Annotated in this window: 25 protein-coding genes and 1 tRNA gene; 11 read left to right on the top strand and 15 right to left on the bottom strand. The window is 32.7% G+C overall.

Going from position 1 to position 24918, the window contains the following annotated elements:
• The first annotated feature begins 309 nt into the window (after positions 1 to 309).
• A complete protein-coding gene (locus tag Q1A73_RS07530; protein WP_299603660.1) occupies positions 310 to 798 on the top strand; it encodes a MarR family transcriptional regulator in 489 nt (162 codons plus the stop codon).
• Between the two features lie 5 nt (positions 799 to 803).
• On the top strand, positions 804 to 1268 hold the full coding sequence (locus Q1A73_RS07535) for a GNAT family N-acetyltransferase (protein WP_299603663.1): 465 nt from the start codon (positions 804 to 806) through the stop codon (positions 1266 to 1268).
• 66 nt (positions 1269 to 1334) lie between these two features.
• Here Q1A73_RS07535 and Q1A73_RS07540 read toward each other — a convergent pair whose 3' ends face one another.
• Both Q1A73_RS07540 and Q1A73_RS07545 read right to left on the bottom strand, forming a co-directional pair.
• Positions 1335 to 2186 carry a carbohydrate-binding protein gene (locus tag Q1A73_RS07540; RefSeq protein ID WP_299603665.1) on the bottom strand — a complete coding sequence of 284 codons (852 nt, stop codon included), beginning with the start codon at positions 2184 to 2186 and terminating at the stop codon, positions 1335 to 1337.
• A 27-nt stretch (positions 2187 to 2213) separates the two neighbouring features.
• Positions 2214 to 3026: a carbohydrate-binding protein gene (locus Q1A73_RS07545; RefSeq protein ID WP_299603667.1), complete on the bottom strand. Its 813-nt coding sequence runs from the start codon at positions 3024 to 3026 to the stop codon at positions 2214 to 2216.
• An 832-nt stretch (positions 3027 to 3858) separates the two neighbouring features.
• Between Q1A73_RS07545 and Q1A73_RS07550 the strand changes: the two genes are divergently transcribed.
• The 5 genes from Q1A73_RS07550 (at position 3859) to Q1A73_RS07570 (ending at position 9167) form a co-directional block, all read left to right on the top strand.
• Positions 3859 to 4590, top strand: a complete 732-nt coding sequence (locus tag Q1A73_RS07550; protein WP_299603669.1) for a hypothetical protein — start codon at positions 3859 to 3861, stop codon at positions 4588 to 4590.
• A 642-nt stretch (positions 4591 to 5232) separates the two neighbouring features.
• The gene (locus Q1A73_RS07555) at positions 5233 to 6030 is read left to right on the top strand and encodes an ATP-binding protein (protein WP_299603670.1); all 798 of its coding nucleotides are present in this window, start codon (positions 5233 to 5235) and stop codon (positions 6028 to 6030) included.
• A 143-nt stretch (positions 6031 to 6173) separates the two neighbouring features.
• Positions 6174 to 6812 carry a response regulator transcription factor gene (locus Q1A73_RS07560; protein WP_299603672.1) on the top strand — a complete coding sequence of 213 codons (639 nt, stop codon included), beginning with the start codon at positions 6174 to 6176 and terminating at the stop codon, positions 6810 to 6812.
• Positions 6813 to 7101: 289 nt separating this feature from the next.
• The gene (gene rpoN / locus Q1A73_RS07565; RefSeq protein ID WP_299603673.1) at positions 7102 to 8562 is read left to right on the top strand and encodes an RNA polymerase factor sigma-54; all 1461 of its coding nucleotides are present in this window, start codon (positions 7102 to 7104) and stop codon (positions 8560 to 8562) included.
• On the top strand, positions 8562 to 9167 hold the full coding sequence (locus Q1A73_RS07570) for a hypothetical protein (RefSeq protein ID WP_299603675.1): 606 nt from the start codon (positions 8562 to 8564) through the stop codon (positions 9165 to 9167). The genes rpoN and Q1A73_RS07570 overlap by 1 nt, the downstream gene beginning before the upstream one ends.
• Here the strand turns inward: Q1A73_RS07570 and Q1A73_RS07575 are convergent.
• The 13 genes from Q1A73_RS07575 to Q1A73_RS07635 form a co-directional block, all read right to left on the bottom strand.
• Complete coding sequence (locus tag Q1A73_RS07575; protein WP_299603677.1) at positions 9162 to 9890, bottom strand: porin family protein; 729 nt, start codon at positions 9888 to 9890, stop codon at positions 9162 to 9164. The genes Q1A73_RS07570 and Q1A73_RS07575 overlap by 6 nt on opposite strands.
• 118 nt (positions 9891 to 10008) lie before the next feature.
• Entirely contained in the window at positions 10009 to 10488 is a 480-nt protein-coding gene (locus Q1A73_RS07580) for a biopolymer transporter ExbD (protein WP_299603680.1), read from the bottom strand.
• An 18-nt stretch (positions 10489 to 10506) separates the two neighbouring features.
• Positions 10507 to 11127, bottom strand: a complete 621-nt coding sequence (locus tag Q1A73_RS07585; protein ID WP_299603683.1) for a biopolymer transporter ExbD — start codon at positions 11125 to 11127, stop codon at positions 10507 to 10509.
• A 423-nt stretch (positions 11128 to 11550) separates the two neighbouring features.
• On the bottom strand, positions 11551 to 12033 hold the full coding sequence (locus Q1A73_RS07590) for a biopolymer transporter ExbD (protein ID WP_299603687.1): 483 nt from the start codon (positions 12031 to 12033) through the stop codon (positions 11551 to 11553).
• Positions 12034 to 12057: 24 nt separating this feature from the next.
• On the bottom strand, positions 12058 to 12666 hold the full coding sequence (locus Q1A73_RS07595) for a biopolymer transporter ExbD (RefSeq protein WP_299603690.1): 609 nt from the start codon (positions 12664 to 12666) through the stop codon (positions 12058 to 12060).
• 1 nt (position 12667) lies between these two features.
• Entirely contained in the window at positions 12668 to 13162 is a 495-nt protein-coding gene (locus Q1A73_RS07600; RefSeq protein ID WP_299603692.1) for a phosphoethanolamine transferase domain-containing protein, read from the bottom strand.
• A 101-nt stretch (positions 13163 to 13263) separates the two neighbouring features.
• Positions 13264 to 14058 carry a MotA/TolQ/ExbB proton channel family protein gene (locus tag Q1A73_RS07605; protein WP_299603695.1) on the bottom strand — a complete coding sequence of 265 codons (795 nt, stop codon included), beginning with the start codon at positions 14056 to 14058 and terminating at the stop codon, positions 13264 to 13266.
• Positions 14059 to 14140: 82 nt separating this feature from the next.
• Positions 14141 to 14228 (bottom strand) — tRNA-Ser (locus Q1A73_RS07610).
• Positions 14229 to 14294: 66 nt separating this feature from the next.
• Positions 14295 to 15329, bottom strand: coding sequence for an asparaginase (locus tag Q1A73_RS07615; protein ID WP_299603698.1), 1035 nt, complete (start codon positions 15327 to 15329; stop codon positions 14295 to 14297).
• A 58-nt stretch (positions 15330 to 15387) separates the two neighbouring features.
• Positions 15388 to 16176 carry a TatD family hydrolase gene (locus tag Q1A73_RS07620; protein WP_299604671.1) on the bottom strand — a complete coding sequence of 263 codons (789 nt, stop codon included), beginning with the start codon at positions 16174 to 16176 and terminating at the stop codon, positions 15388 to 15390.
• Positions 16177 to 16235: 59 nt separating this feature from the next.
• Positions 16236 to 16523: a hypothetical protein gene (locus tag Q1A73_RS07625; RefSeq protein ID WP_299603700.1), complete on the bottom strand. Its 288-nt coding sequence runs from the start codon at positions 16521 to 16523 to the stop codon at positions 16236 to 16238.
• A 127-nt stretch (positions 16524 to 16650) separates the two neighbouring features.
• Positions 16651 to 17391, bottom strand: coding sequence for a hypothetical protein (locus tag Q1A73_RS07630; protein ID WP_299603703.1), 741 nt, complete (start codon positions 17389 to 17391; stop codon positions 16651 to 16653).
• Positions 17388 to 17975, bottom strand: coding sequence for a sigma-70 family RNA polymerase sigma factor (locus Q1A73_RS07635; protein WP_299603706.1), 588 nt, complete (start codon positions 17973 to 17975; stop codon positions 17388 to 17390). The genes Q1A73_RS07630 and Q1A73_RS07635 overlap by 4 nt, the downstream gene beginning before the upstream one ends.
• Before the next feature lie 132 nt (positions 17976 to 18107).
• On the opposite strand from Q1A73_RS07635, the gene Q1A73_RS07640 reads away from it, so the two are divergent.
• The 4 genes from Q1A73_RS07640 to Q1A73_RS07655 all read left to right on the top strand — a co-directional run bounded on the left by Q1A73_RS07640 (position 18108) and on the right by Q1A73_RS07655 (position 24316).
• Positions 18108 to 19151 carry a hypothetical protein gene (locus tag Q1A73_RS07640; protein WP_299603709.1) on the top strand — a complete coding sequence of 348 codons (1044 nt, stop codon included), beginning with the start codon at positions 18108 to 18110 and terminating at the stop codon, positions 19149 to 19151.
• A 158-nt stretch (positions 19152 to 19309) separates the two neighbouring features.
• Complete coding sequence (locus Q1A73_RS07645) at positions 19310 to 21304, top strand: PKD domain-containing protein (RefSeq protein ID WP_299603712.1); 1995 nt, start codon at positions 19310 to 19312, stop codon at positions 21302 to 21304.
• Entirely contained in the window at positions 21285 to 23882 is a 2598-nt protein-coding gene (locus tag Q1A73_RS07650; RefSeq protein ID WP_299603715.1) for a CHAT domain-containing protein, read from the top strand. The genes Q1A73_RS07645 and Q1A73_RS07650 overlap by 20 nt, the downstream gene beginning before the upstream one ends.
• Positions 23879 to 24316, top strand: coding sequence for a retropepsin-like aspartic protease (locus Q1A73_RS07655; protein ID WP_299603717.1), 438 nt, complete (start codon positions 23879 to 23881; stop codon positions 24314 to 24316). The genes Q1A73_RS07650 and Q1A73_RS07655 overlap by 4 nt, the downstream gene beginning before the upstream one ends.
• The last annotated feature ends 602 nt before the right edge of the window (positions 24317 to 24918 follow it).

The raw sequence follows: 24918 nt of genomic DNA on the forward strand, positions 1-24918 counted from the left end.
ATCAAAGATTAAAAACAGAAATATCCCTGAAAACCATAATCTACTGATAACGAAACTATTAAACGAAAATTACCGAAAATCTATGACGAATAGTATTAGTAGTAATTAGAGTAGTATTCGTTATCATCTAGAAAGAATTCGAAAATGAAATTCCTATAAAAATCTACTAAAAAAAAACCTACCATGGATAATTCATATTTCAGCACATTCCTGATTTAGAATACATGATATAGAATCAACATTCTTCTTGTATAGAATTTCTAAATTTTATATTTTTACATAAGTACTTATATAATTACTTATTAATTAATGAGAGATTCTTTACAAGAGTTTGGAGAATTAGGATTGGGGTCAAGATTTAAACGTCTTAGTGACTATTTGATGAAAGAAACTCAAATTGTTTATAATACGCTTCAAATACAATTCGATCCGTACCTATTTCCTATATTCAAGATTATTGCTGATCAAAACATAGTAACCACTTCAGAAATTCAGGAGCAACTACATTATACGCAGCCTGCGATTACTCAAGGCTTACAAAAACTATCAAAAAAAGGTTTGATACGATATAAAACGGATACCAAGGATAAACGTAAAAAACTATATCAATTATCCTCTAAAGGAAAAAAAACACATGATCAACTAGTTCCTGTTTGGCAAACTATAGACAAGCAAGTCAAATGGGTTACTGAAGGTTCATCGACTAGTTTAACGCGCCACTTAACCTATATGGAGAATCAGTTTAAAGAGAAATCTCTTAGCAAACGTATATTAGAAAACATTAGACAACAACCATAAACGCTATGAAAGAAGTTACAATTATCCCATTTGACCCAAAGTATGCCAAAGATTTCGCTGATCTTAATGTCGCTTGGTTAGAAAAATACTTTGTTGTAGAACCTCACGATGTAGAACTTTTAGAAAAATGTGAAGAAACCATTATCAATACTGGAGGCCATATATTCTTTGCTAAAGTTGGCTCTGAAATTGCGGGAACCTTTTCATTAATTAAAAATCAAAAAGGTATCTATGAGTTAGGAAAAATGGCAGTGTCTCCAGAATTTCAAGGACAAAAAATAGGACAGCAACTTTTGACTTTTTGCATTGACTTTGCCAAAAAACAGCACTGGACCAAACTTATACTTTACTCCAATACGAAACTTGAAAATGCCATCTACATCTATAAAAAATATGGTTTTATGGAAATTGAACTTGAGAAAGATTCACCATATTTACGAAGCAACATCAAAATGGAGCTTGTACTATAAAAACAAAGCCCACCCAGCTAACACACATGCCAGGTGGACTTCCACACTTACAATAAATATGCTTATTTAATTGTAATCATTTATGGCTACTTTATAATTATTACCATAGTTATTATCCCAGTATTCGTTTCCGTTTACTCTATACACAACAGCGTACTCAACTTCATTAATTGAAGGATCTAATGCAGCATATCCTTGCCATCTTTCTATACCAAAATTATTCGGACTTTGCACTGTAAACAAAGGACCATTAGACCAAAACTGGCGATACGTTAGGGGTAAATACTCTTGCGTTTGCCAATTATCTGATGTATACACTACTCCCACTTCCTTATCTGGAGCTAAGTTCCGAACATCTACTGTAATATTGAAGGAGTTCGTATTACCATTTGGAAAATATGATAAGCTAGTATAATTAGTATCTACATTGACATTAAGTTCTGGATCTGCGAAGAACCAGCCTTCCATTCTAGACATAGCATAATTAGCACCATTATTATTGTCCCAATATACTGTTCCATTTACTTCATATCGAACTACAAACTCATCTGCGTATATTCTATCAATTGCAAATCCACCATGTGTATAGGTTGCAGTCCATAATTCTTTTTGTCCATCTTCAATACTTTGATCATAAGCTAAAGGAATCTCATCCCAGCTACCATCAACTCTCTGGTGGTAAATGCTAACATTCTTTGCATACGCTAGATTTTCAACTTCCACAGTAAAGTTTCTTGTATACGACTGAAATCCTCTGTAAGAACTGTAAACCGTCCAAGCTTTTACTAATTGTACAGGATCTGAATTTTTTGCTGAAACTTCTAATGAATTTATTGAAGCTTCTGAGTTTTCTATAAAATCATCTTGACTACAAGAGAGTACTACAAGACTGATTAATAGATAAAGGTACTTTTTCATTTTAAATGATTTGTTGGTTATTATTGGTTAATACGTGATTTTACTTAGGGTATAGTTATTTCCGTAGTTATTATCCCAGTATTCTTCGCCATTGACCTTATACACTACTGCAAACTCAATGGAATCTACTTCATCTGGGACTCTGATTAGGGTATCATAAATATCCACATCATGCTGATTAGGACTCATGATATAATGTGCATATCCTACTCTAAAATATCGTTGATAAGACATCTGTACAGTATTTTTTGTTGCCCAGTCATCTGTAGTATATACTACTTCTACTGTGGCATTATCACCATAATTTCGTCTCGCGTTTACATTGATAGCAAACGAAGTTCCTGCCCATCTAGTAAAGCTATCATTTACCTCTACATCTACATCTGGCGATAAAAAGCCTCCTACATTGACCAACATGCTATAGTTCTTGCCACTATTATTATCCCAATACGTTTCACCATCTACAGTATATTTTACCACAAAGTCTGTACTATAGATTTCGTTATCAGGTGTTACCTCTCCTACCCAAATCTCTTCGTTACTACCAATGCTTTGATCATACGTTAATGGAATATCGACCCAACCACCATTATTGGTTTCATGGTGTATAGCTACTTCTTTCTGGTAGGCTAAATTTTTAACCTTTACCTTAAATTTACGTTGGTAGTTGATCTGAACAGGACTACTCCTATTTGCGGTCCATGCGCTTATGAGTTTCACATTTTCCGAACTGTTTTTTGAAGATAGTTCGATTGTCATTTCTGAGTCTAAGGTTTCTATATCTGATGCACAGGAATACAAACCAAAGATTACACTAAGTACTAGATAAATTTTTCTCATGATTGCGGTTATTAGTTTTTGTTTAACATTGTGAGTTAGCAAAAGTTACTTTTCGAAAAGTTTAGTTCTTAGCTGTTCTAGCTACTATGAAGTAAGAAAAGAAAAGGCCGCTTGGCAATTTGAAAGTTAATTTTTAACAATTTATTTAACGAAAAACGTTTTCGCTAAAATCAAAAATTAACATTTTTTTAAATCCATTTTTTTGACATTATCAAGTCGCTCTATTTTCCCCGTTATTTACTAGAAGATTGACAATTCTATCGAAAAACTTTCGTGCTTGTTTTCGCAAAAATTTAGTAGAAAAATCCCCAAATATTATCGATTACGAAAACAAAACACCTCTTATAGCTAGACAATCGTTAATGATTTAATAAACTCGTACTACAAGTTCCTACAGTTTTTCTTACAATAAGATGATAATGGATAGAAATCTAATACAGATGCTTGGTAGATTACCGTACTTAGAAACATTGCCCTAAATCTCTTCCTCCTTAATAGACGGACAGGCTTTCAAAAAGGGACTTTATTAGCTCCTCTCCTTTTGAAGGAGAGGTTGGGAGAGGATACAATAAATCAACCGTTATTCCACTTTTTTTAAAAGGGGTGTTTACCCCTTTTGCCTATAACCTAATCTCATCTCTAATTTTCCAAAACGCTTGTAATTCAACAATTTCAGTGACAAAACATCTATTATTAGGTATTCCGAATTTTTTAAAACTATTTAAAATGGTATTTTTAAAACTGAAAACTTAACAAAAACTTAAGTTTTTTAACTAACTAACATTTTGGCTGTTGCCAGAATCACACAAATACTTATTAAACCTATCAAAAAATGAAACTACAAACTAACCTTATCAAACAGTATCTAATGATTGCATGTGCTTGCCTTTTATTAGGATCATGCAATAAATCTAATGAAGCCACAAATTGCGCTGAATTAGAAACTTATAAAAAGAAGATCGAAGCCTATGAGAAAGAAATTACAGCATTAAAATCTCAATTGGGCAATATCGATGACAAACGAAAACCTGAAAATATCATCCAATCTGGTTTTGCCAAAGAGATCTTCCACTTATATGATCAGCGAGAAGAATTAATCAACGAAGTAGTAGGGCAAGATGGAGAAGGAAATGAATTTAAAGCCACTAGATCCTTGTTTTATGATATTGATGAATTACAGAAGTATATCCGCTATGTAAGAGTACAATCACGTAGAGCAAAAGTAAAGCCATCTGGATTTAGATTTTATTTTGCCTTATATCCAGATAACTATTTAAGAGACAAAGAAGATAAAAGATACGCAAAAAGACAGACCTTCTTTATAGCACCAACACAAGAAGTAAAAGATGCTGCTGGTAATATAGAACATTTGGGATACACATTAGACAACAACTTTAAAGTCGAGTTATTAAGAGATAAAATAGGCCTAGACAGTAGAATCGATAAGAATGGAAATATCCAAAAAGCAGGATTTTTCAGCTTCAGTACAATGCAAGAAGATGAAGAAAATAGTTTAATCGCAAATGAATTAACAGGATCACCTCCAATGGGAAAACAACAGTAAAATAAAAATGAGTTTAAGTAATGAATTTTTAAATGTATTAATGAAAATCGGTATTGGAGTGGAAATACTTGCCGCTATTTTTGCTACAATCTATTACTACAAATACAAAAACACGATTTTCTTAAAATACTTTATTTATCTATTATGGTATGTTGTAATCAATGAATTATTAGGTTATTACATAAGATCTTTAGATCTTAAAAATGCGATTATTCATAATGTTTACAATGTCATCAATTTCACTTACTTATTGCTGTTATATAGATATAACTTTAAGAATAAAAGGAATAAAAAAGCGGCCTCATTTTTTATTACAGTATACATATTGGCTTTTTTAATTAATGGTTTTTTTGAAAATTACTTGATAGAACACCAAAGGCTACCATATATAATTTCGGCTTTATTTTTAGTAATAACAATTTTATTATACTTTTTTGAAATCTTAAATTCTGAGCAGGTTCTACATGCAAAAAAGAACCTGCTTATTTGGATCAGTTTTGGGCTCTTAATTTATTTTGTAGGTAATCTCCCTTTTAGAATTTTAAGAAATTACTATTTAGAGTTGACCGATGCTACTGTACACTTTTTAGTAATGTTTACATTAACAGTTATTATGAACTTCTGTTTTATTATTGGATTTATATGGAGCGACAAGAAACAGCAATATTAATAGCTACTATAGTTCTAATTGTTTTAGTTCTGCTAATTCTTACACTTTTTTGGGTGTTCCAAAGAAGAAAGAATAGCTTGTTATTGAAACAAAAAGAAGCCGAAAAGAAATTTGAAAGAGCTATTGCCGAAACGCAGATAGAAATACGTGAAGAAACCTTGCGCAATATTAGCTGGGAATTGCATGATAATATTGGTCAGTTGTTAACGCTTGCCAAAATACAGGTAGATGTTGCCAAAGAAGATCCAGAAAAGCTACCAGAGGTTACCGATACCATTACTAAGAGCTTAACCGAGCTAAGAGCTTTATCAAAACTGATAAATCCTGATGCGATTAAGAGTTTAAGTCTTACAGAAGCTATTGCACTAGAAGTGGAACGTTTTAATCGTTTGCAATTTATAGAAGCAACCTTAAGTAGTAATACAGAAGTACGCACCTTAGATGACAAAGCAGAAGTGATTATTTTTAGGATATTGCAGGAGTTTTTTAGTAATACCATTAAACATTCTAAGGCTTCTACATTAAGTGTAAACGTAAAATATAGCAATGAGAAGTTGGTGATTCATGCAAAGGATGATGGAGTTGGATTTGACATGAATGATGTTAGAAATAAAAAGCAAGTAGGTATTGGTTTATGTAATATGCAAAACAGAGCTAAATTGATCAATGCAGAAGTTAGCTTAGATGCCGCCAAAGGAAAGGGAACAGCCATTACACTAACCTATCATTATAAAAAACTGGAACAAGAAGAGGAAGAGGATTTATATTAGTTTGTTACACTGTTCTACCTCCAAAGACGGACAGATGTCGAAGTGTACAAAAATAAGAGAGTCTTCGACAGTCTCAGACTAACGTAAGAATCAAAATAAATAAGCGCATAATAAGTGCTATACACACAAAACATCAAAAAAAAATGAAATACTCAGTAGTTATTGTAGAAGATCATATCCTATTATCGCAGGCACTGGCAGGATTGGTGAATGGGTTTTCTAAGTTTAAAATATTATACCTGTGTAAAAACGGAAGAGAATTACTTACGCGATTTAAAGATCCTAAAAACATTCCAGATATTGTATTAATGGATATTAATATGCCCATTATGAATGGTATCGAAACTACTATTGCTCTTAAAGAAGAATATCCACAAGTAAATGTATTAGCACTTTCTGTAGAAGAAGATGAAAAAACCATTCTTAAAATGCTGAGAGCAGGTGCCAAAGGGTATTTACTAAAAGACACAGAGAAAAGCATCTTAGAAAATGCATTAATAGAAGTACAGGAAACCGGGTTTTACCATACCAAAGATGTGACCAATTTACTATTAGGTTCCTTAAATCCTAAGAAAGAAAACAAAGTAGTACTTAAGGATCGTGAGATGGAATTTATTAAACATGCATGCACCGAAAAAACGTATAAAGAAATTGCGAGCGATATGTGCTTGAGTCCTAAAACCATTGAAGGATATCGGGATTCTATATTCGAAAAACTACATCTTAAAAACCGAACAGGGTTGGTAATTTATGCGATTAAGAATAAAATTTTCATTCCTTGATCAGTATTTATTTGGCTTTTTTTTAACTAAAAAAAGCGTCTATCAATGTGTAATAAATCTATTTTGGCGCGTTTATTGATTAGTTGCATAAAATAGTTTTAAAAATTTATGCTTTTAAAACTATTTGAATGAGACCCCATACTACATATGGGATTGGTTCAACTATATTTTTTTAATTCATTGTTTTCAACAAATTTTAAAAAAAGTTTCACTAAACTAACCATCGAATACCTACAAAAATACGCTGTATTTTGTTTATTTTTGTGAGTATAAGAACATTGATATTTTTATGCTTAAGCAACAACTAAATTTTAAACTCTCTCAAAAACTTTCTCCACAGCAGATTCAATTAATGAAGTTAATACAACTTCCTACACAAGCTTTTGAACAACGTCTAAAGCAAGAAATGGAAGAGAATCCTGCACTAGATAGTGGTAAAGAAAAAATGGATGAGTATGAAGATGCTTATAGTAATGAGGGCAGTGTAGATGATGATTATGGCACTGAAAAAATAGAAACCGAAATCAATGTAGATGAATATCTTAGTGATGATGAAATACCTAGTTATCGCTTAAGTTCTAATAATTACAGCTCTGATGATGAAGAAAAAAATGTTCCGTATGCTTCGGGAACTTCTTTTCATCAACATCTTGTAAATCAACTGAATACGTATCGATTCAAACCAGAAGAAAGAGAGATTGCAGAATTTCTTGTGGGTAGTATTGATGAAAGTGGTTATATACGAAGATCTCTAACAGACATACTGGATGATCTTGCATTTACACAAAATGTATATACCACAGAAGAAAAAATTGAAAGCATCCTAAAAACAGTTCACCAACTGGATCCAGCAGGTGTTGGAGCTAGAAATCTTCAAGAATGTTTATTAATCCAATTAAACAGAAAAGAAACTACGCTTCCTATAAAATTAGCCACACAGATTTTAGAAAAGTCTTTTGATCACTTTAGCAAGAAACATTATGAAAAACTACTTGCTAAATTTGATATCACAGAAGATCTGTTGAAAGAAGCAATTGAAGAGATCGAAGGATTAAACCCAAAACCAGGCGGAGCTTATGCAGGAAACAACAAGCTAATAGAACACGTAGTTCCTGACTTTACCATAAGAATTGTTGATGGAGAATTGGAACTTACCCTAAATGGTCGAAACGCTCCAGAATTGCACGTTTCTAGAGAGTACAATAATATGCTTCAGGGCTATAAAGCCAGTAAACAAAAATCTAAATCTCAAAAAGATGCAGTATTATTTATAAAACAAAAATTAGATGCTGCCAAATGGTTTATAGAAGCTGTTAAACAAAGACAACAAACACTTTTTTTAACGATGAGTGCAATAATGCACTATCAGGAAAGTTATTTTTTAAGTGGAGACGAGCGTAGTCTAAAACCAATGATCCTAAAGGATATTGCTGATGAGATTGATATGGACGTAAGTACCGTATCTAGAGTTGCTAACAGCAAATATGTAGACACTCCTTACGGAACTAAATTGATCAAAGAATTCTTTTCTGAATCTATGACCAATGATCAAGGTGAAGAAGTATCCACAAGAGAAATTAAAAAGATACTGGAAATAACCATAGGAGAAGAGGATAAGAAAAAACCTCTTACAGATGAAAAGCTAGCTAAAATCCTTAAAGAAAAGGGATATCCTATAGCTAGAAGAACGGTAGCTAAATATAGGGAACAATTAGATATTCCTGTAGCCAGGCTGCGAAAGAAGATTTAATGAATTTTTTACTAAAAAGCATTTCATACATTTTTCACCCGTTACTGATGCCAATTGCTGGCGCGGTAATTTATTTCGTTACTGCTCCAAGGTTTATTCCTGAAAACATAGTACAAGCCAAAATTTTTGGATTAGTAGTCGTTACTATCTTGATTCCTATTGTCCTTTACTTTTTTCTAAAAACAATGGGTATTGTTTCTTCTATCCATTTAGAAGATGCAAAACAAAGAAAAATCCCTCTTCTTCTGCAATCATTAATTTTACTTCTAGTAATTAAAATGATTATAGATGTATATAATTATCCAGAACTATATTTTTTCTTTCTTGGAGTCTTATTATCCTCACTAAGCGCCATATTTATTGTCTTTTTTGATATTAAAGCAAGTTTACATATGCTTGGCTCAGGAGCAGTTACGATGTTTACCATTGCTTTAAGCATCCATTTTGAGATCAATCTTATATTATTGATTGCAGCAATGATATTTGCCAATGGTCTTGTAGCTACTTCCAGATTACACGAAAAAGCGCATACAAATTTAGAATTGACATTAGGATTTCTGATTGGAGTAATACCCCAACTTACTTTATTGAATTTCTGGTTATAATATGTAGAACATCAGGCCTATTTTAGCAGCATTTAAACCAACTCTTTCATTTCCTATTCTAGCATCTCCGTTGAACAAAGGATTAAGACTATAATAAAAATGAAAATTAAAGGTATTCCAACCAAATGTAAAGGTAGCTCCTACGCGCCAGCGATCTAACTCATCAATTTTAGTCTGTCTTACTTGGTTACCAGGTTGTTCAAACTTAGCATCGAAGTAGTACAAATAACCAATTCGAAGTCCTGTATAAATTCTCCAAAACTTATGTGTATTAGGAACCGATGTGCGCCACCTAAATTCCAAAGGCGCCTCTACCAAATGTGTGATAAATTTATTCTTGTCAAAATCTACTCCATCAAGGTTACTAAAAATACTTTTCCCTGTCTCTATATCCTCTCCTATGAAAAGATTCTGTCCATAAGTATTAATTGAATATCCCAAACCTAGACCTATAGCGACATTTCGCCTTTTATTAATAGGCATATCTCTAGTATACCCAAGATGTAATCCTCCAGAAAATCCAGATTGACTTATATCCGAAGGTGTGTTCCAAAGTAAATTAAACGTAAAACCCGCATAAAATTGATCTTCTCTGTAGAGCGAATCTAAGGCTGTTTTTTTTGCATTATCTACCTGAGTTTCACTTTGACTAAAACAAGACATTACAGCAAACATAACACCTATTAAAGTCAGTAATAATTTTATAGTTTTTGAATTTTTCAATATCCCTCCCATACAATTCACTAAAATAATTCTATTTCTTTAGAAAAGATAACGTTTTAGAAAAAGAATAAGAATTCCACGAATACTCATGGAATTCTTATAAATATTTAATAGGTTTTTATTTCAAATTATTTGTAGCTTCTCCACTTCTGGTAGTATAATTAATCTTAAGCATACGAATATTTCTCAGTTCTTTCTTAATATCTCCAACTAACCCCATTTTAGTATCTTTATCCACTTTTAAAGCAGTTGTTAAATAGGGCTGCAATTCCTTTGGTTTGGACTTTATCTCTTCCAATACAAAAGGTTGAATATCTTTAATGTTTGCAAACTTATCGTTTAGCTGAATTTTAGCTTCAGATCCTACATTTTTATACCGAGAACTTGGTTTTCCGGCATAGATATGTATGACCATATTTTTACGATCTAATTTCTCTATTTGATCCGCAAATGGCAATTCATTCTTAACTATTAATGTATCTTTTCTCATTACTGTTGCCACCATAAAGAAGAACAATAGCATAAACACGATATCGGGTAGTGATGCTGTAGATATAGCTGACATACCCTCTTTTTCTTTTTTCTTAAATATAGACATATGGATGTTTTTAATTATTTATAATTCTGCTGTTACTGGTTCCGCTTCTGAAAGCTTCTCTGGATACATACCTCTAACCTCTTCAATTTGTTTTTTAAGTCTATCTTTATCCCCAGAATAGTTAGGGTCTTTTAAATGATCTTTCATTAAGGTAAAAGTCATTCCATACAATCTTGTTGCTTCTCTATTTCTTAATTCGGTATAAGCAGCAACCAATTCATTTTGTACTGCGATATAGGCTTCGTAATTAGTTTCTCTACTATTAATAAGAGAAATAATCGCTTTATTAGGATTATCAGAGGACTTAGGGTCATGAGCTCCTTTACAATAGGAACAATATTGATCTGATTCTCCGCCTCCATTATCCAAAAAAGCAATTGCCGCTGCTCTTAAATCCTTTAGTTCTAATCGCTTTTTTTCAACAAACAACTCATTGAGTTGATTTAACTCTACCCTAAAAAGGTTTTTCTCCTTTACCATGACACTACCAGTTGTTGATTCTTCTGGAGGTGGTGGTAGCTTCCTGCTAATTCCATAATCTGTTTGGATAGTGGTACTCACTAAAAAAAAGATCAATAATAAAAAGGCAATATCTGCCATAGAACCTGCGTTCACTTCTGGTGCTAATCTTCTAGCCATAATAATTCATATTTAGTTAATAATTACCTACTAAATCAATTACTGCGAACTCGAAGTGATATGTATATCTGAAAACAAAATGGATAAACTTGATCTATACACTAAGTATATATAAAATCTTATGGTGATACTGAAATAGTATCCACCAACAATAAAACCGATAACTCCATTATTTCAATATCACGTGGCTTGGAAGGTTAGATATTGATGTAATTAGTAGATCACAGTCTTATTTATTTGCAACAATTGTTATGCCATAGTGGCAAGTCTATGTAGAAATTTTAAATATTGACTTCTCAGTATCATTAGCATGAAAATCTAAGGATAGAGTTTGTTGGATGAAAACAGTTTCTATATAAGAAACCTATGTAAACAAAAAATCCCGCTAAAAAGCGGGATTTTTTAATATAAAGTCTTTAACCTTTATTGAAAGTTTCCAGTTGCGGCACCTTCTCTTGTAGTATAATTTATTTTTAGCGCTTGAACTTCTCTAAGTTCTTTTTTAATATCACCTACAAGACCCATATTCGTATCACCGTCTACTTTTAAAGCAGTAATAAGGAATGGCACCTCTTCTTCCCTTTTAGCAGCTCTCTCAGCTAAAATAAAAGGTTTGATATCACTAACCTCAGCAAATTTGTCGTTTAACTGGATTCTAGCCTGAGTACCTGCACTTGCAGCGTATCTAGAACTAGGTTTACCAGCGTAAATATACATTACTAGGTTTTTCTTATCTAATTTTTCAGTCTGGTCTGCTTGAGGAAGTCTATTCTCGATTTTTAGATTATTCTCTCTCATTACCGTAGCAACCATAAAAAAGAATAATAACATAAATACGATATCTGGTAACGATGCTGTAGAAATAGCAGGTAGTTCACCACCTTTTTTCTTTTTAAATTTAGACATAATTTCGTTTTTACGTTTATACTATTATTTCTTTGGTTCTGCCTCAGAAAGTTTTTCTGGATACATTAACTGAATTTGCTTAATCTGATCCTTAAGTCTATCCTTACTACCAGAATAATTCACATCCTTAAGTTCTTCTTCCATTTGCTGGAAAGATTTACCATATAGACGTTCAGATTCTCTATTACGCAATTCAGTATATGCTGCTACCAACTCGTTCTGAACAGCAATATACGCTGCATAACTTGTTTCTCTGTTATTACGAAGTGAAATCACCGCTTTTTCAGGATTATCTGAAGAGCTTGGACTTCTTTCTCCTTTGCAATAGCTACAAGCTTCATCACCAGTTCCTCCTCCATTATCTAGAAAAGCAACAGCTGCAGCACGCAATTCACTCAACTGCATTGGCGCCTCCTCTACTAAAAGATCATTATTTTTATTTAATTCTACCACAAAAATATTTTTTTGCTTAAGAATTGGAGGTTCTACGGTCTCATCTAATGGCGGTGGTAACTTACGACTAATACCTCTATCTGTATCAATGGTTGTAGTAACCAGAAAGAATATAAGAAGTAAAAACGCAATATCCGCCATAGATCCCGCATTCACTTCTGGTGCTGATCTTCTTGCCATATTATTTACCTATTAATTTTTTAACTCCTGATAAAATCATTAAACCAACAGCAATTGCTGCTAGAAAGTAGAAAGCGTAAATACCCGTTCCTACCCATTTAGAACCGCTAGCAGAAAGAACTTCTCCATCTTTCATAGGCGTTTCTACACCTTTTGCCATTGCGTATCCAATACCAATTACTACTAAGAAAGCAACAATACCAATTCCTGCTTTCTTTAGACCAGCTGGATTCTTTGCTAAAGCTGAAAAAACTGCAATCAATGTAGCGATAATAATGATTACAAAAATTACTAGTGTAAGGTTGTACATAGGACTAACTAAAGAAGTAGCTTCTGCAAAAGCAGATGACGAAGTGTCTTTCACTAAATCTTTAGCTTCCGTGATACCATAGTTATCCATAAGTGTTGTAAAGTTACCATTCATTAGAAATAACAATACCGCACCTATTGCACCTACCGCTAGTACAACATATGATAATATTTTTGAAATTTTCATGTGACTTATGTTTTATAACGAGTCGTTTAAATACAACAACTCTATTTTTAAATAATAAATGTTTTAATTCTTTTGACTATGAAAGTCTTTTAAAACTCTTATTACTTCTTGTTTTTGTAAGCTACCAACATATCGATTAAAGTAATCGATGCATCTTCCATATCATTTACAATACTATCGATCTTAGCGATAATGTAGTTATAGAATACCTGTAGGATAATTGCAACAATAAGTCCAAATACTGTAGTAAGAAGTGCTACTTTAATACCTCCTGCTACTAATGATGGCTGCATGTCTCCTGCTGCTTCAATCTTATCGAATGCGTCAATCATACCGATTACCGTACCCATGAACCCAAGCATTGGAGCAAGAGCGATAAATAATGATACCCAAGAAACATTCTTTTCTAATTGTCCCATTTGAACACCACCGTAAGCAACAACTGCCTTTTCTGCAGCGTCTATGCTCTCATCAGCTCTGTCAAGACCTTGATAATAGATAGATGCAACTGGTCCTTTTGTATTTCTACAAACTTCTTTAGCTGCTTCTACTCCACCACTATTTAAAGCGTCTTCTACATTTTGTTGTAGTTTCTTACTATTAGTAGTAGATAAATTTAAAAAGATAATTCTCTCAATTGCGATCGCAAGACCTAAAATCAAACATAAAAGAACGATTCCCATGAAACTAGGACCTCCTTCTATAAAACGTTTTTTAAGATTTTGGTGAAAGGATTCTGGTTCTTCAGCAGCAGCTTCTTCTGCTTGAATAGTTGTTGTTATTGGAGCAATTAATAATTGCACGTTTGTCGTTAACTGGGCTGGAGCAGTAGCTGCTTGTATATTTCCGAAAGCCATTACTGTTGCGATTGCCAGAATAGAAAATAGTCTTTTCATTGCGCTGATTCTTAATTTTAATTAGTTAAAGGGTTAAAGATAAAAAAATATTATAATATCCATTATAATTTTAATAATAATGCAGAGAGGAAGGGATTCGAACCCTCGATACGCTTTTGACGTATACACACTTTCCAGGCGTGCGCCTTCGACCACTCGGCCACCTCTCTATAAATGTTTGCCCAAAATGGTTGAGCAAATAACAAAAAAAATGTTAACTACTAAAATTTGAGGCGTTAATTTTCTGACATTTCGCCGCGCAGAGAGGTTTCATAAATGGTTTTGAGCACTTTAAGCGGTAATTTTTCTCCCAATAAATACATCAGTTTTGCCAAAGCTGCTTCTGTAGTTATGTCTTTTCCTGAGATAACACCTGCTTTTTTCAAAGCTACGCTCGTATCGTATTTACCCATTTCTACACTTCCGCCAGCACACTGAGTTACATTTACAACCGGAATTCCCTTTTTAATTAGATCAGAAATAAGCTTCAAAAACCATGGTTTTGTAGTAGTATTACCAGATCCATAAGTTTCCAGAATAATTCCTTTTATAGTTTCTGAAGCAAATATACCCTTCAGAATAGCTTCATTAATACCTGGAAACATCTTTATCACCACTATATTATTATCAAAATGAGTATGATAAACCATTTTCTTTCTACGATTTACTTCTCGCAAAAAAGAAGTATGCACCTTTAAATGTACACCTGACTCCACTAAAGCGGGATAATTCAGTGATTGAAAAGCTTCAAAATGTTCAGCATTTATTTTGGTAGTTCTATTTGCTCGTAGTAACTTATATTCAAAATACAATCCTACTTCTGTAACAACTGGCTTACCTTTATTCTGTAAAGCAGCAATCTGAACTGCTGTAATTAAATTTTCCTTAGCATCTGTTCTTAAATCTCCAATTGGCAATTGGGATCCTGTAAATATGATAGGTTTCCCTAAATTTTCAAACATAAAACTGATAGCAGAAGCTGTATACGACATTGTATCACTCCCATGCAACACTACAAAACCATCATAAGAATTATAATGTTCATTGATTATATCCCCTAATTCTCTCCATCGGTCTACATCCATATCTGAAGAATCGATCGGTTCTTTAAAACTAACTGTTTCTATATTACAAGACAATTGTCTTAATTCGGGAATCCTTAACAGGAGTTCATCGAAGTTAAAAGCTACCAATGCACCCGTTTCAAAATTCTTCACCATACCAATGGTTCCACCCGTATAAATCAATAATATATTAGGAGAGTTCTTCATTGCTTACCTTTATTTATAAGACCTAACAAATGAACAAAATTTAAATTAAAAACATATTCTAGATTCCAAATATATCTTTTGAATTTTGTGTAGTAATTGCAGCTATCTCTTCTGCAGATATATTATAGATTTCAGATAATTTATCTACCACCTGAATCAAGTAAGAACTTTCATTCCTTTTTCCTCTGTAAGGCGTAGGCGCCAAATAAGGAGCATCTGTTTCTAAAACTATATGATCTAATGAAAATTCATGTAAGAACTTATCAATTTTTCCATTTTTGAAAGTAACCACACCTCCAATACCGAGTTTCATATTACAATCAATAGCTTTATGTGCTTGTTCGATTGTACCCGTAAAACAATGAAAAATTCCAAACAAATCTGGCCCTTTTTCTGATTCTAATACTTCAAAAACTTCATCAAAAGCCTCCCTACAATGAATCACAATAGGCAATTTATATTTTTTAGCTAACTGTATTTGATATCTAAATGCTTCCTGTTGTTGTACAAGAAAAGTTTTATCCCAATATAAATCTATCCCAATTTCTCCTACGGCGTAAAAATTTAGATCATTATCGTGATCTAATCGTTTACTTAGTTCCCCCTCTACATGTAGTAATTCTTCTTTATAGTTCTCTTTTACATGTGTAGGATGTAAACCCATCATTAGAAATACATTTTCTGGGTACTTCTCTTCTATCGCATACATAGATTTTGTATACTCAGAGTCAATCGCTGGAACAAAGAATCTTTTTACTCCAGCCGCCATTGCTCTTTGCATCATCTCCTCTTGATCTTCATCAAAAGACTCACTATAAATATGCGTATGTGTATCGGTAAGTATCATGCGGCAAAAGTAATTAAATTTTGCACGCACATTTTTAGCTTTTTAAAAGAAATAAGTAATTAGTTTATACTTATAATTCTCCTTAAGGGTATAATTGTAGATTGTTTTAGAATAACAGCCTTTTCTGTTACTCCCCATATAGTAGTTTCTACTTTTTTCGCTCCTTGATCATCCGCAAAAATTATTTTTACTTTTTCATGTTCTAAGTTTCCTAAGCGCATAGCTCTTTCTACATTTATTGATCGACAATATTTATCTTTTTTATCACGAAGCACTTCTTGATTAGGAAAACGCAAAAATTTAATATCTTCTTTCTCAACAGCTGGTACTGATCTATATCCATTCATAACTCACAATTATTAAAACATTCTATCATTTAGTGGTGATAGCGCATTAATAATTACACAAAAACTTAATTTTTATTGCATTATTAGCAACTAATTAACAATTTAAAGTGAACAATTCTGAATTATTTTACAATTCCTCAAGTAATTCTTGAGCTGTTTGATAATCTTCTGCTTCTTTGGGAATTAATTCCAATAGCACTTTACACTTATCTGTATTTTTTTGTTTTAATTGATTCAGAGCCTCAAACCAGATAGCTCTATACTTATAAATTGATGTTCCGTTTTGTAATGTTGTAAAAACTTCTGATGCTTTTTCAAACTCATCCAATTCTACCAAAGATATTCCGTAGTAAAAAAGATATTCAGAGTTCGACTTATCTTCTTCTAATAATTGATTAAGAAACACCTCAGCTTCTTTATAATTATTGGAATTAAAAGCCTCTTCAGCTTTTTTACCTATTTCATTGGTATCAGCTCTCTCACTTATTGACAACTCAGGTATCGAAACAAAATCATTATATATAGGTATAGTACTCTTGGTAAAGGTATAAACTCCAAGAAGAACTAATACACTGGCAGCTACCGCATATCCCCAAGAAGGCATCTTTATCACCTTAGACTTTGTTTTTTGAGTTTCTTTAGTAAAGAAGGTATCAGATATATTCTTTAGATTATTCGCAAGTTGTGCTTTCTCTGTATCTAAACCAAGGTTAGATGATAAATATGAATTCCATTCTTGATAGGTTTTAAATTCTTGGGCGATAGCCTGATCATCTTCAATTATCTGAGATAACAATTGGTCCTCCTCTCTAGAGATTTCATTACTAATTTTTCGTTCAAAAAGCTCGTATTTTTCTTCTGGGGTCATAGCAAGTTTTTTATTTGATTATACTTTGGAGAGCTCTGAACCATTTTGGTCAACTGACCAATACACAAAGACTTCTTTTTACGAACATATCCATAAGATTTTCCCAACTTTGAAGCAACATCTTCCATTGACTTTATGGTAAATGTAGCCTTCAATAATTCTTTACAAGCCTTTCCTAGTTGTTCAAAAACCTCTGAAAAAAGTTCATTCCTAGCTTCAAAAATCATGGTTTCATTTGCGTATTGCTCACTCTCGTCACCTTTAGATACGATCTCTTCATTAATTGTTACCTTTTGTTTGTTATTCTTTTTTAATTCATTCAACCATTTTCTTTTACACAACAAAAAAAAATAGGCGTCGAAAGGGCAAGTGAGCACCAATTTCTTTTCTTTGGCCTGAGCATAAATTGTCATCAATGTTTCTTGAATAATATCTTGAGCCTTAGATTCATCCCCACTATTCTTTTTAATATACCCAACTACTTTAGGAGCAAATTTTTCGTAGATCTCTTTCAATACTAGCGTATCATTCTTCAAAAGAGCTTCGATATATTTTTGATCTGCGTGAACCTTGTTATTTCCCATAAAAAAGATTGGTCTATGCATCTAATTTAAAAAAGTTTTTAAAAAAAGGGTAACAAAAAACAACAGGTATTGATATGAAGATGTAAACAACAAGTGCAATAATTAAAAAAGCACCATTAAAATTAGAAAAAAATGAAAAACAATAGTAGAACAATTGCATTGTCTAATAATAGTAAGCATGCAAACCTAAAGACGATACAAATTTTATTTTTAGGTTTCATAATACTGCTATTAGCAAGCTGCAGCAAAAATGATGATAATGACATTATCTTAGCTAGTCCTACTTTAGGAGGACTAGAATTAGAAACAGAGATTACAGAAAATCGAGAAGAAGCGTTACAAACATTTACACTAAATGGTGGTGGAACTGGAGAAATCTATGGATTGGAAGGTACGATCCTTTATTTTCCTCCAAATAGTATCGTAGATGATAGCGGAAGTCCCGTTACCGGAACCGTTACTATTGAATTGATTGAAATCTACGATAAAGCAAAAATGCTACTTACTAAAATGCCTACCAACGGAAAACGCCCTAATGGTGATATAGAAACATTGGTTTCTGGTGGAGAATTTTATGTAAACGCCACTCAAAACGGAGAACAACTGCAACTTGCTAACGATTTTATACTTTTTGCTCCAGCTGATGAATTTAATGATGATATGCGATTATTTAATGGGCAGGATAATGATTGTGATGGAGATGAAATGCAATGTGATATTGTATGGGAAGAAGATGAACAAGGAGGTTTGGAGCCCATGCAAAGAGAAGGACCTAATGGACAAGGTGTAAGTGGTTATGGAGGTTTTATAAGCAATTTTGGATGGACAAACATCGACCGTTGGTATAATGATCCAAGACCTAAAACCATGCTGCAAGTAGATGTTCCTGAAGGTTTTGACAATACTAACTGCAATGTGTACGTATCCTATGATGGAGAACCAACTGCATTAGCATTACTAGACATCTACGATCCAGAAACAGAACTGTTTTCTGAACATTATGGATTAATCCCAATAGGATTAGAAGTACACATCATCTTTGTATCCGTTCAGAACGATGAATACGTATATGCGATTCAAGGAACAACCATCGAAGAAGATCACTTAGAAACAATTGAAACAACAAGCACTACTACCGAAGCGGGATTAGTAGCTCTTATAAACGATCTCCCGTAAACAAATCTCACACTGGAATATGCGAATTAGGTAATGGGGGTTACAGCAAATTTCAGAAAAAATTCCGGAGGTTTACCTTCCGGAATTTTTATTGACTAATTACCGTCATATATCGCATATAACTTTTTGTTTATCTTTATTAACACTAACAAAAGAACATGAACAGATTTTCGGCTTTATTACTTCTGATACTATTACCCTATTTCTGTCCAGGACAAATCGCATTATATGATACGATTCCTAGAATCGCTCCAATATCATATGAAATTGAAGGTAATCAGGTTAGATATAATGCAACAATGCCGCCACTTAATCAAATAGCTGGTGCACCAAAAGCCTTCTATTCTTACTATTGGGAATTTGGTGATGGCAATTATAGTTTTAAAGAAAAGCCAACCAATTCTTTTACAAAAAAAGGTTCTTACGAAGTAAAGCTATGGGCCACTAATAATTACGACAACGGAAAACCTCCAACTAGTAGACCTAAATCAGTAACTATTACTGATGACTCAGATCAAACCGACGAAGCTTCCATAAACAACAACACTACATCTTTTTTAGAAGATGAAGATCTTATTTTAAAAAGAAACAGAGAACCTATTCCTGATCAGAAAATGGTATTCATCACGAGTTATAAAAACAACAATAATTATATATCGAGTGGAAAAATGTACCTGTTTTACAATGACAGACAGTTCAAAAATGATAACTTTATTATTGAAGATACAAGATTACATCATGGTGAACGTATCATTCCGTTAGACGCCATTTCTATGAACCTTGAATCAAATAACGACCACACTTTATTAGCATCTAATAGTAATTACTCATCCTATCAGAAAACTCTTTTTGTACAGGATACTACAAAACGAAAAAATCTTCCACTTACGTTAGAAGAATCAAAAGCGCTATACAGAAATTATCAGATTATTGAGTTTGATAACATGAAACCTGGAGAAGAACGCAATATTTTCAGAACGTTAAAAACCACTCCAGAAATGATAAAGGACACAAGTGCGATTGTAACGCTAAGAAGTGTTTATGTTCCTGATAGTAATTTTGACGATCATACGGTAAAGGACACCGAAATGGAAATTGTTACTTCTCACGACCCTAACAAAATGTCATCTAATGGCTGGTTAATGAATTATCGCCTGGTACGGTTTAAAAGACTAAAATTTAAAGTGCGCTTTCAGAATAATGGTGAAGGACCTGCGAATACCATAAGATTAGAAGTAGACACACCCGAAATGTTTGATAAATCCACATTACAAATTGACAATATGTATCCAGAATGTCCAATTTGCCCAAAGGAACGAGAGGTAAACTACAGTTGCTTGGATACCATTTTTCAAAAGGACAAAATTATATTTAAGTTTAACAGAATCTACCTTCCAGGAAGTGAGCAAAAGAATGTTTCTGAAATCGACTCCACCAAAGGTTTTGTGAAATATTCTATGAAATTTGGCAAAAACTTTCATAAAAAAAAGACAAAAAGTAGAACTGCCATTTATTTTGACAAGAATGAACCCATTATTACGAATTATGCGACCACTCGTTTTATGCCTGGAATTTCTATTGGAGCAAAAGCAGGATATATTACAGTGCCAGAATTAGATAATCAAAGTGAATATTTTGTTGGAGCAACTTTATCTCCTTTTAAATCTTATAGAGGATACTATCAGGCAGAATTAATGTTCTCCGCTTCCTCTTATGATGAAACAAGAAATTTTGAAACAAGAACTACCGATCCTACAGGTAATGTAAACCTAATCCGTTTTTCTGAGGTTAATCAATTTACTAATATTTCTGTGTATGCAGTGCCCGCATCCTATAGATATAATTTCTCGAATTTCTTTGCTATGGGGACTGGTGTTCAATTAAAATTAGACTTAACAAGCACAAATGATCAGGAAACCACTGGTCAAGGTTTTACCGTCTTCGAAAACGGTAATCAAATAATTCCTAATCCCGATTTAGATTCTTTTAATACTACTGAAATTGATGATAGCTTTACCAATTTACAAACAGGTGTTTTTATAGGAATGAACCTTGGAACCGTGAGAATTGGTCCAAGCATAGGTGTTAGATATGTATACAACCTTAACGAACCAAATTCTCAAATTCAATTATATGGGATTTGGAAGTTTTAAAAAGACTGTTTTCATACTGCTACTCATTTTTGGGAGATCAGTCAATTATGCGCAGGATATTACAAAAACTTCAGAGTTTTTATACAACCAATTAGATAATTTCCTAGAAAAACCTTCGAACCAAAGCTTAGAACAACTTAGAAACATCATTTCCTCCAAAGAGTCAGAACTATCTTCTAAAGAAGATCTTCTTGCCTGGGTGATTATACACAGTAATTTAGGATATTACTACAATAGATATGGTAATATCTCTTCAGGAATAACACATTATGAAAAAGCTTGGAAAACCTACAGCACAAATAACTTAAAAGATTATGATATTATCGAAAACTGTTTGCAACCGCTAGGAAATTTATATCTAAAAATTGGCGATCTAAAAAAAGCAGAAAGCACCATTACCAATTATTTATTCATTGCCGAACAAAATAGAAACATCTCAAAAATGATATCGGCCATTACCAACTTATCCATTACCTACCACAATCAAAGTGAATATGACAAGGCGCTTGAGATTCTACACAAAGGAGAAAAGATACAGCCCAATAATCCAAATATTCTCACGAATTTAGCTACAAATTATTTAGATAAAGGAGCCATCAGAAAAGCTGAAAAACTTGCTAAAAGAGTACTTTCTATTGACCCAAAAGAAGTAAACGCATATAAAATCCTAGCTTTTATTGCACTAGAAAACAATAATGCAACGGCTGCAAAGCAACATTTATCAACTGCAAAAAGACTCTTATTAGACCAATCCAATGTATCTGCCAGAGAAATTGCAAAGTGGCAATTAGCCTATACAGACATCCTCATTTCAAAAAAAGAATACAAAGAAGCATTAGCATCCTTAAAAGAAATTCATTCTCTTTTACTACCTACGTATTACTCCGAAGTCGCTATCCCTAAAAAACAAACACTTGTTGCTGACCAAATTTTATTAAAAGCATTAGATACTCAAGCATACATCTACCAGCAATTAAATGATCCCATTTCAGCAATAAAATCGTTAGAAGCAGCTTTTATAGTAAACTCTAAATTAAATATTGCATATCCACTGCAAAGCACGAAGATTATTCAACATGGTCAGAATAGAAATCGAACTGAAAACTATATTGAGCTGTTATACACCTTATATCAAAAAACCAATGAAATTGAATATCTACAAAAAGCGTTCAATGCTTCAGAAAATTCTAAGGCTCCTTTTGTAAACGAAGCTTTAGTATCCAAAAGACTTTTATTTCAATATAAAAGTGATTCTTTGATCAAAAAGAACGAACAACTTCATATTCAATTAGCGGTATACGAAACCAACATCCTAAAAGAAAAACTAAGAAAAGATCAGGCGGATATTTCTCTAATCCAAAAATGGAGTGAGCAGCATTCAAATATCTCCATACAATTGAAAGAACTTTCAAAAACACTACAAGAAAAATATCCTAATTTAATTTCCGATCAACAAACTATTTCAGTTCCTCAACTTCATCAAAAGCTAAAAGAAGATAAGCTATTGTTAGTTTCTTATTTTTTCGGAAAAAATAACATTTATCAATTTACAGGTAATGAAAAAACGCTAAATATTCTTAAAATTGAAAACAATACACTCTTAAAAAATAGCATCCGAGATTACGTTCAATATTTCGACGACGCTTCAAATATCACTAATGATATAAATGGTTTTTCCAAAGCTAGTTTTAATTTATATAAAAGTTTAAAAATCCCAAATTCTGAAAAGTTACTAATCATACCAGACGGACTTCTAAATTTCGTTCCTTTTGAAGCATTATTAACAGAAGAAACTGATGCTTTCAATTTTGAAAACATGCCTTTCTTAGTAAAGTCCTCTATGATTACTTATGAAAATTCTATCAATAAATATCTTAGAGCTACAAATAGCAACCATCTCAAGAAAAATGTTTTAGGTGTATTTCCTGTTTTCCAAAACACCAACTTAGAACTACCTTTTTCTGTAGATGAAAAAAAACATATTGAAGAACATTTCGATGGTACTTTTTTGAAAAACGAAGACGCTACTTATGCTAATTTTATAGATCAATTAAAAGATCATACAATTTTACACCTATCAACTCATGCAGCATCAGGAAGTTTTGCAAGTCCAGCATCCATCCAATTTACAGATCAAAACATACTAGTAAACCAATTATATGGCTTACAACTAGATGCTGATTTGGTTGTATTAAGCGCTTGCGAAACAGGCGTAGGTGCTATAGCAAAAGGCGAAGGACCATTAAGTATTGCTAGAGGATTTCAATATGCAGGAATACCAAACACACTGTTCTCTTTATGGAAGGTTAATGACAAAACCACCTCGCAACTAATGCGTTATTTCTATAAAAACTTAAAAGACCAGAACTCCAACACACATAGTTTACACACTTCAAAGCTTGAGTATTTGACTTCTAAAAAAATTACCAATGCACAAAAATCCCCATATTATTGGGCTTCCTTTGTATACTATGGTTCTTATGAACATCCTGTAACAAAAAGTTATTGGATAATTATTAGCATTCTATTCTTTATAATTGTATTACTTTTACTGCTGATCAGACGAAAATTAAAATGACCACACTTCGCCAATTTTTACTTGATAAAGAGTATCACCGCATTAAACTTGAGTATACCAAAACCAATCATTTCGAAATAAAAGCATTTTTAAATGGCGTAGAAGGAAATTTTATTGTCGATACGGGAGCCTCTAATTCTTGTGTTGGTTTTGATGCGGTAGAAAAGTTTAAACTTTTTACACAAGAAAGTGATGTTAAGGCTGCTGGTGCTGGTGCTACAGACATGCACACCCAACTCTCCAAAAAAAACACTTTGCAATTAGGTAAATGGTCTAGAAAAAACGTTTCACTAATTCTTTTTGACTTAACCCATGTTAACACGGCACTAACGACGCATGATGCGACACCCGTGGATGGAATTATTGGAGCGGATGTGCTAAAAAGGGGAAAGGCTGTAATCGACTACGAAAAAAAGTGCCTCTATTTAAAATAGAAGATTGCTATCTTCCTTCAACTATTCTGCAGCAAATCCAGACATAGAATCATTCTATTGATACTATCTTTATTAAACCCGTTTTATACAATAGAAAATCTATTCCATCTTTGAGCTACTGCAAATACTACCGCTTCACTACTTTTTTTAATATAACCATTGCGATGCTATGCTGAAATCAAAAAAAAGCCAGTATTTATTGTATCTCAAAGCTTCATTACGAAGTTCCATTGCATAAAGCGGGTTAAAACATTTTACCAAAATTATATACTTAGATTTTAGAAATCTACAACACTATTTATACAAATCAGGTATTTCTACGTATTGACTCTCTTTGATCTCCTATTTAGATTTGATTCTTGGTGATTTTGGAATACACTTCAATGATTAAAATCCCCAGAATTCATTGGAATATGGCAGCTTATAAAAACAAAAGATCATGAAAACGATACTAATCGGAAGCTTTCCTACATGTCTTACTGTATATAGGTTTCTGGCTGAAAAACTTATTCAGCTCAAAATATTATTATGATAGACTAAAACCTTTAAAAAAAGACTCTGATTTCAAACAATTAAATAACTAATATCAAATTATTAATTTT

This window comes from uncultured Aquimarina sp., from assembly GCF_947492115.1.
In the GTDB taxonomy this organism is placed as follows: domain Bacteria; phylum Bacteroidota; class Bacteroidia; order Flavobacteriales; family Flavobacteriaceae; genus Aquimarina.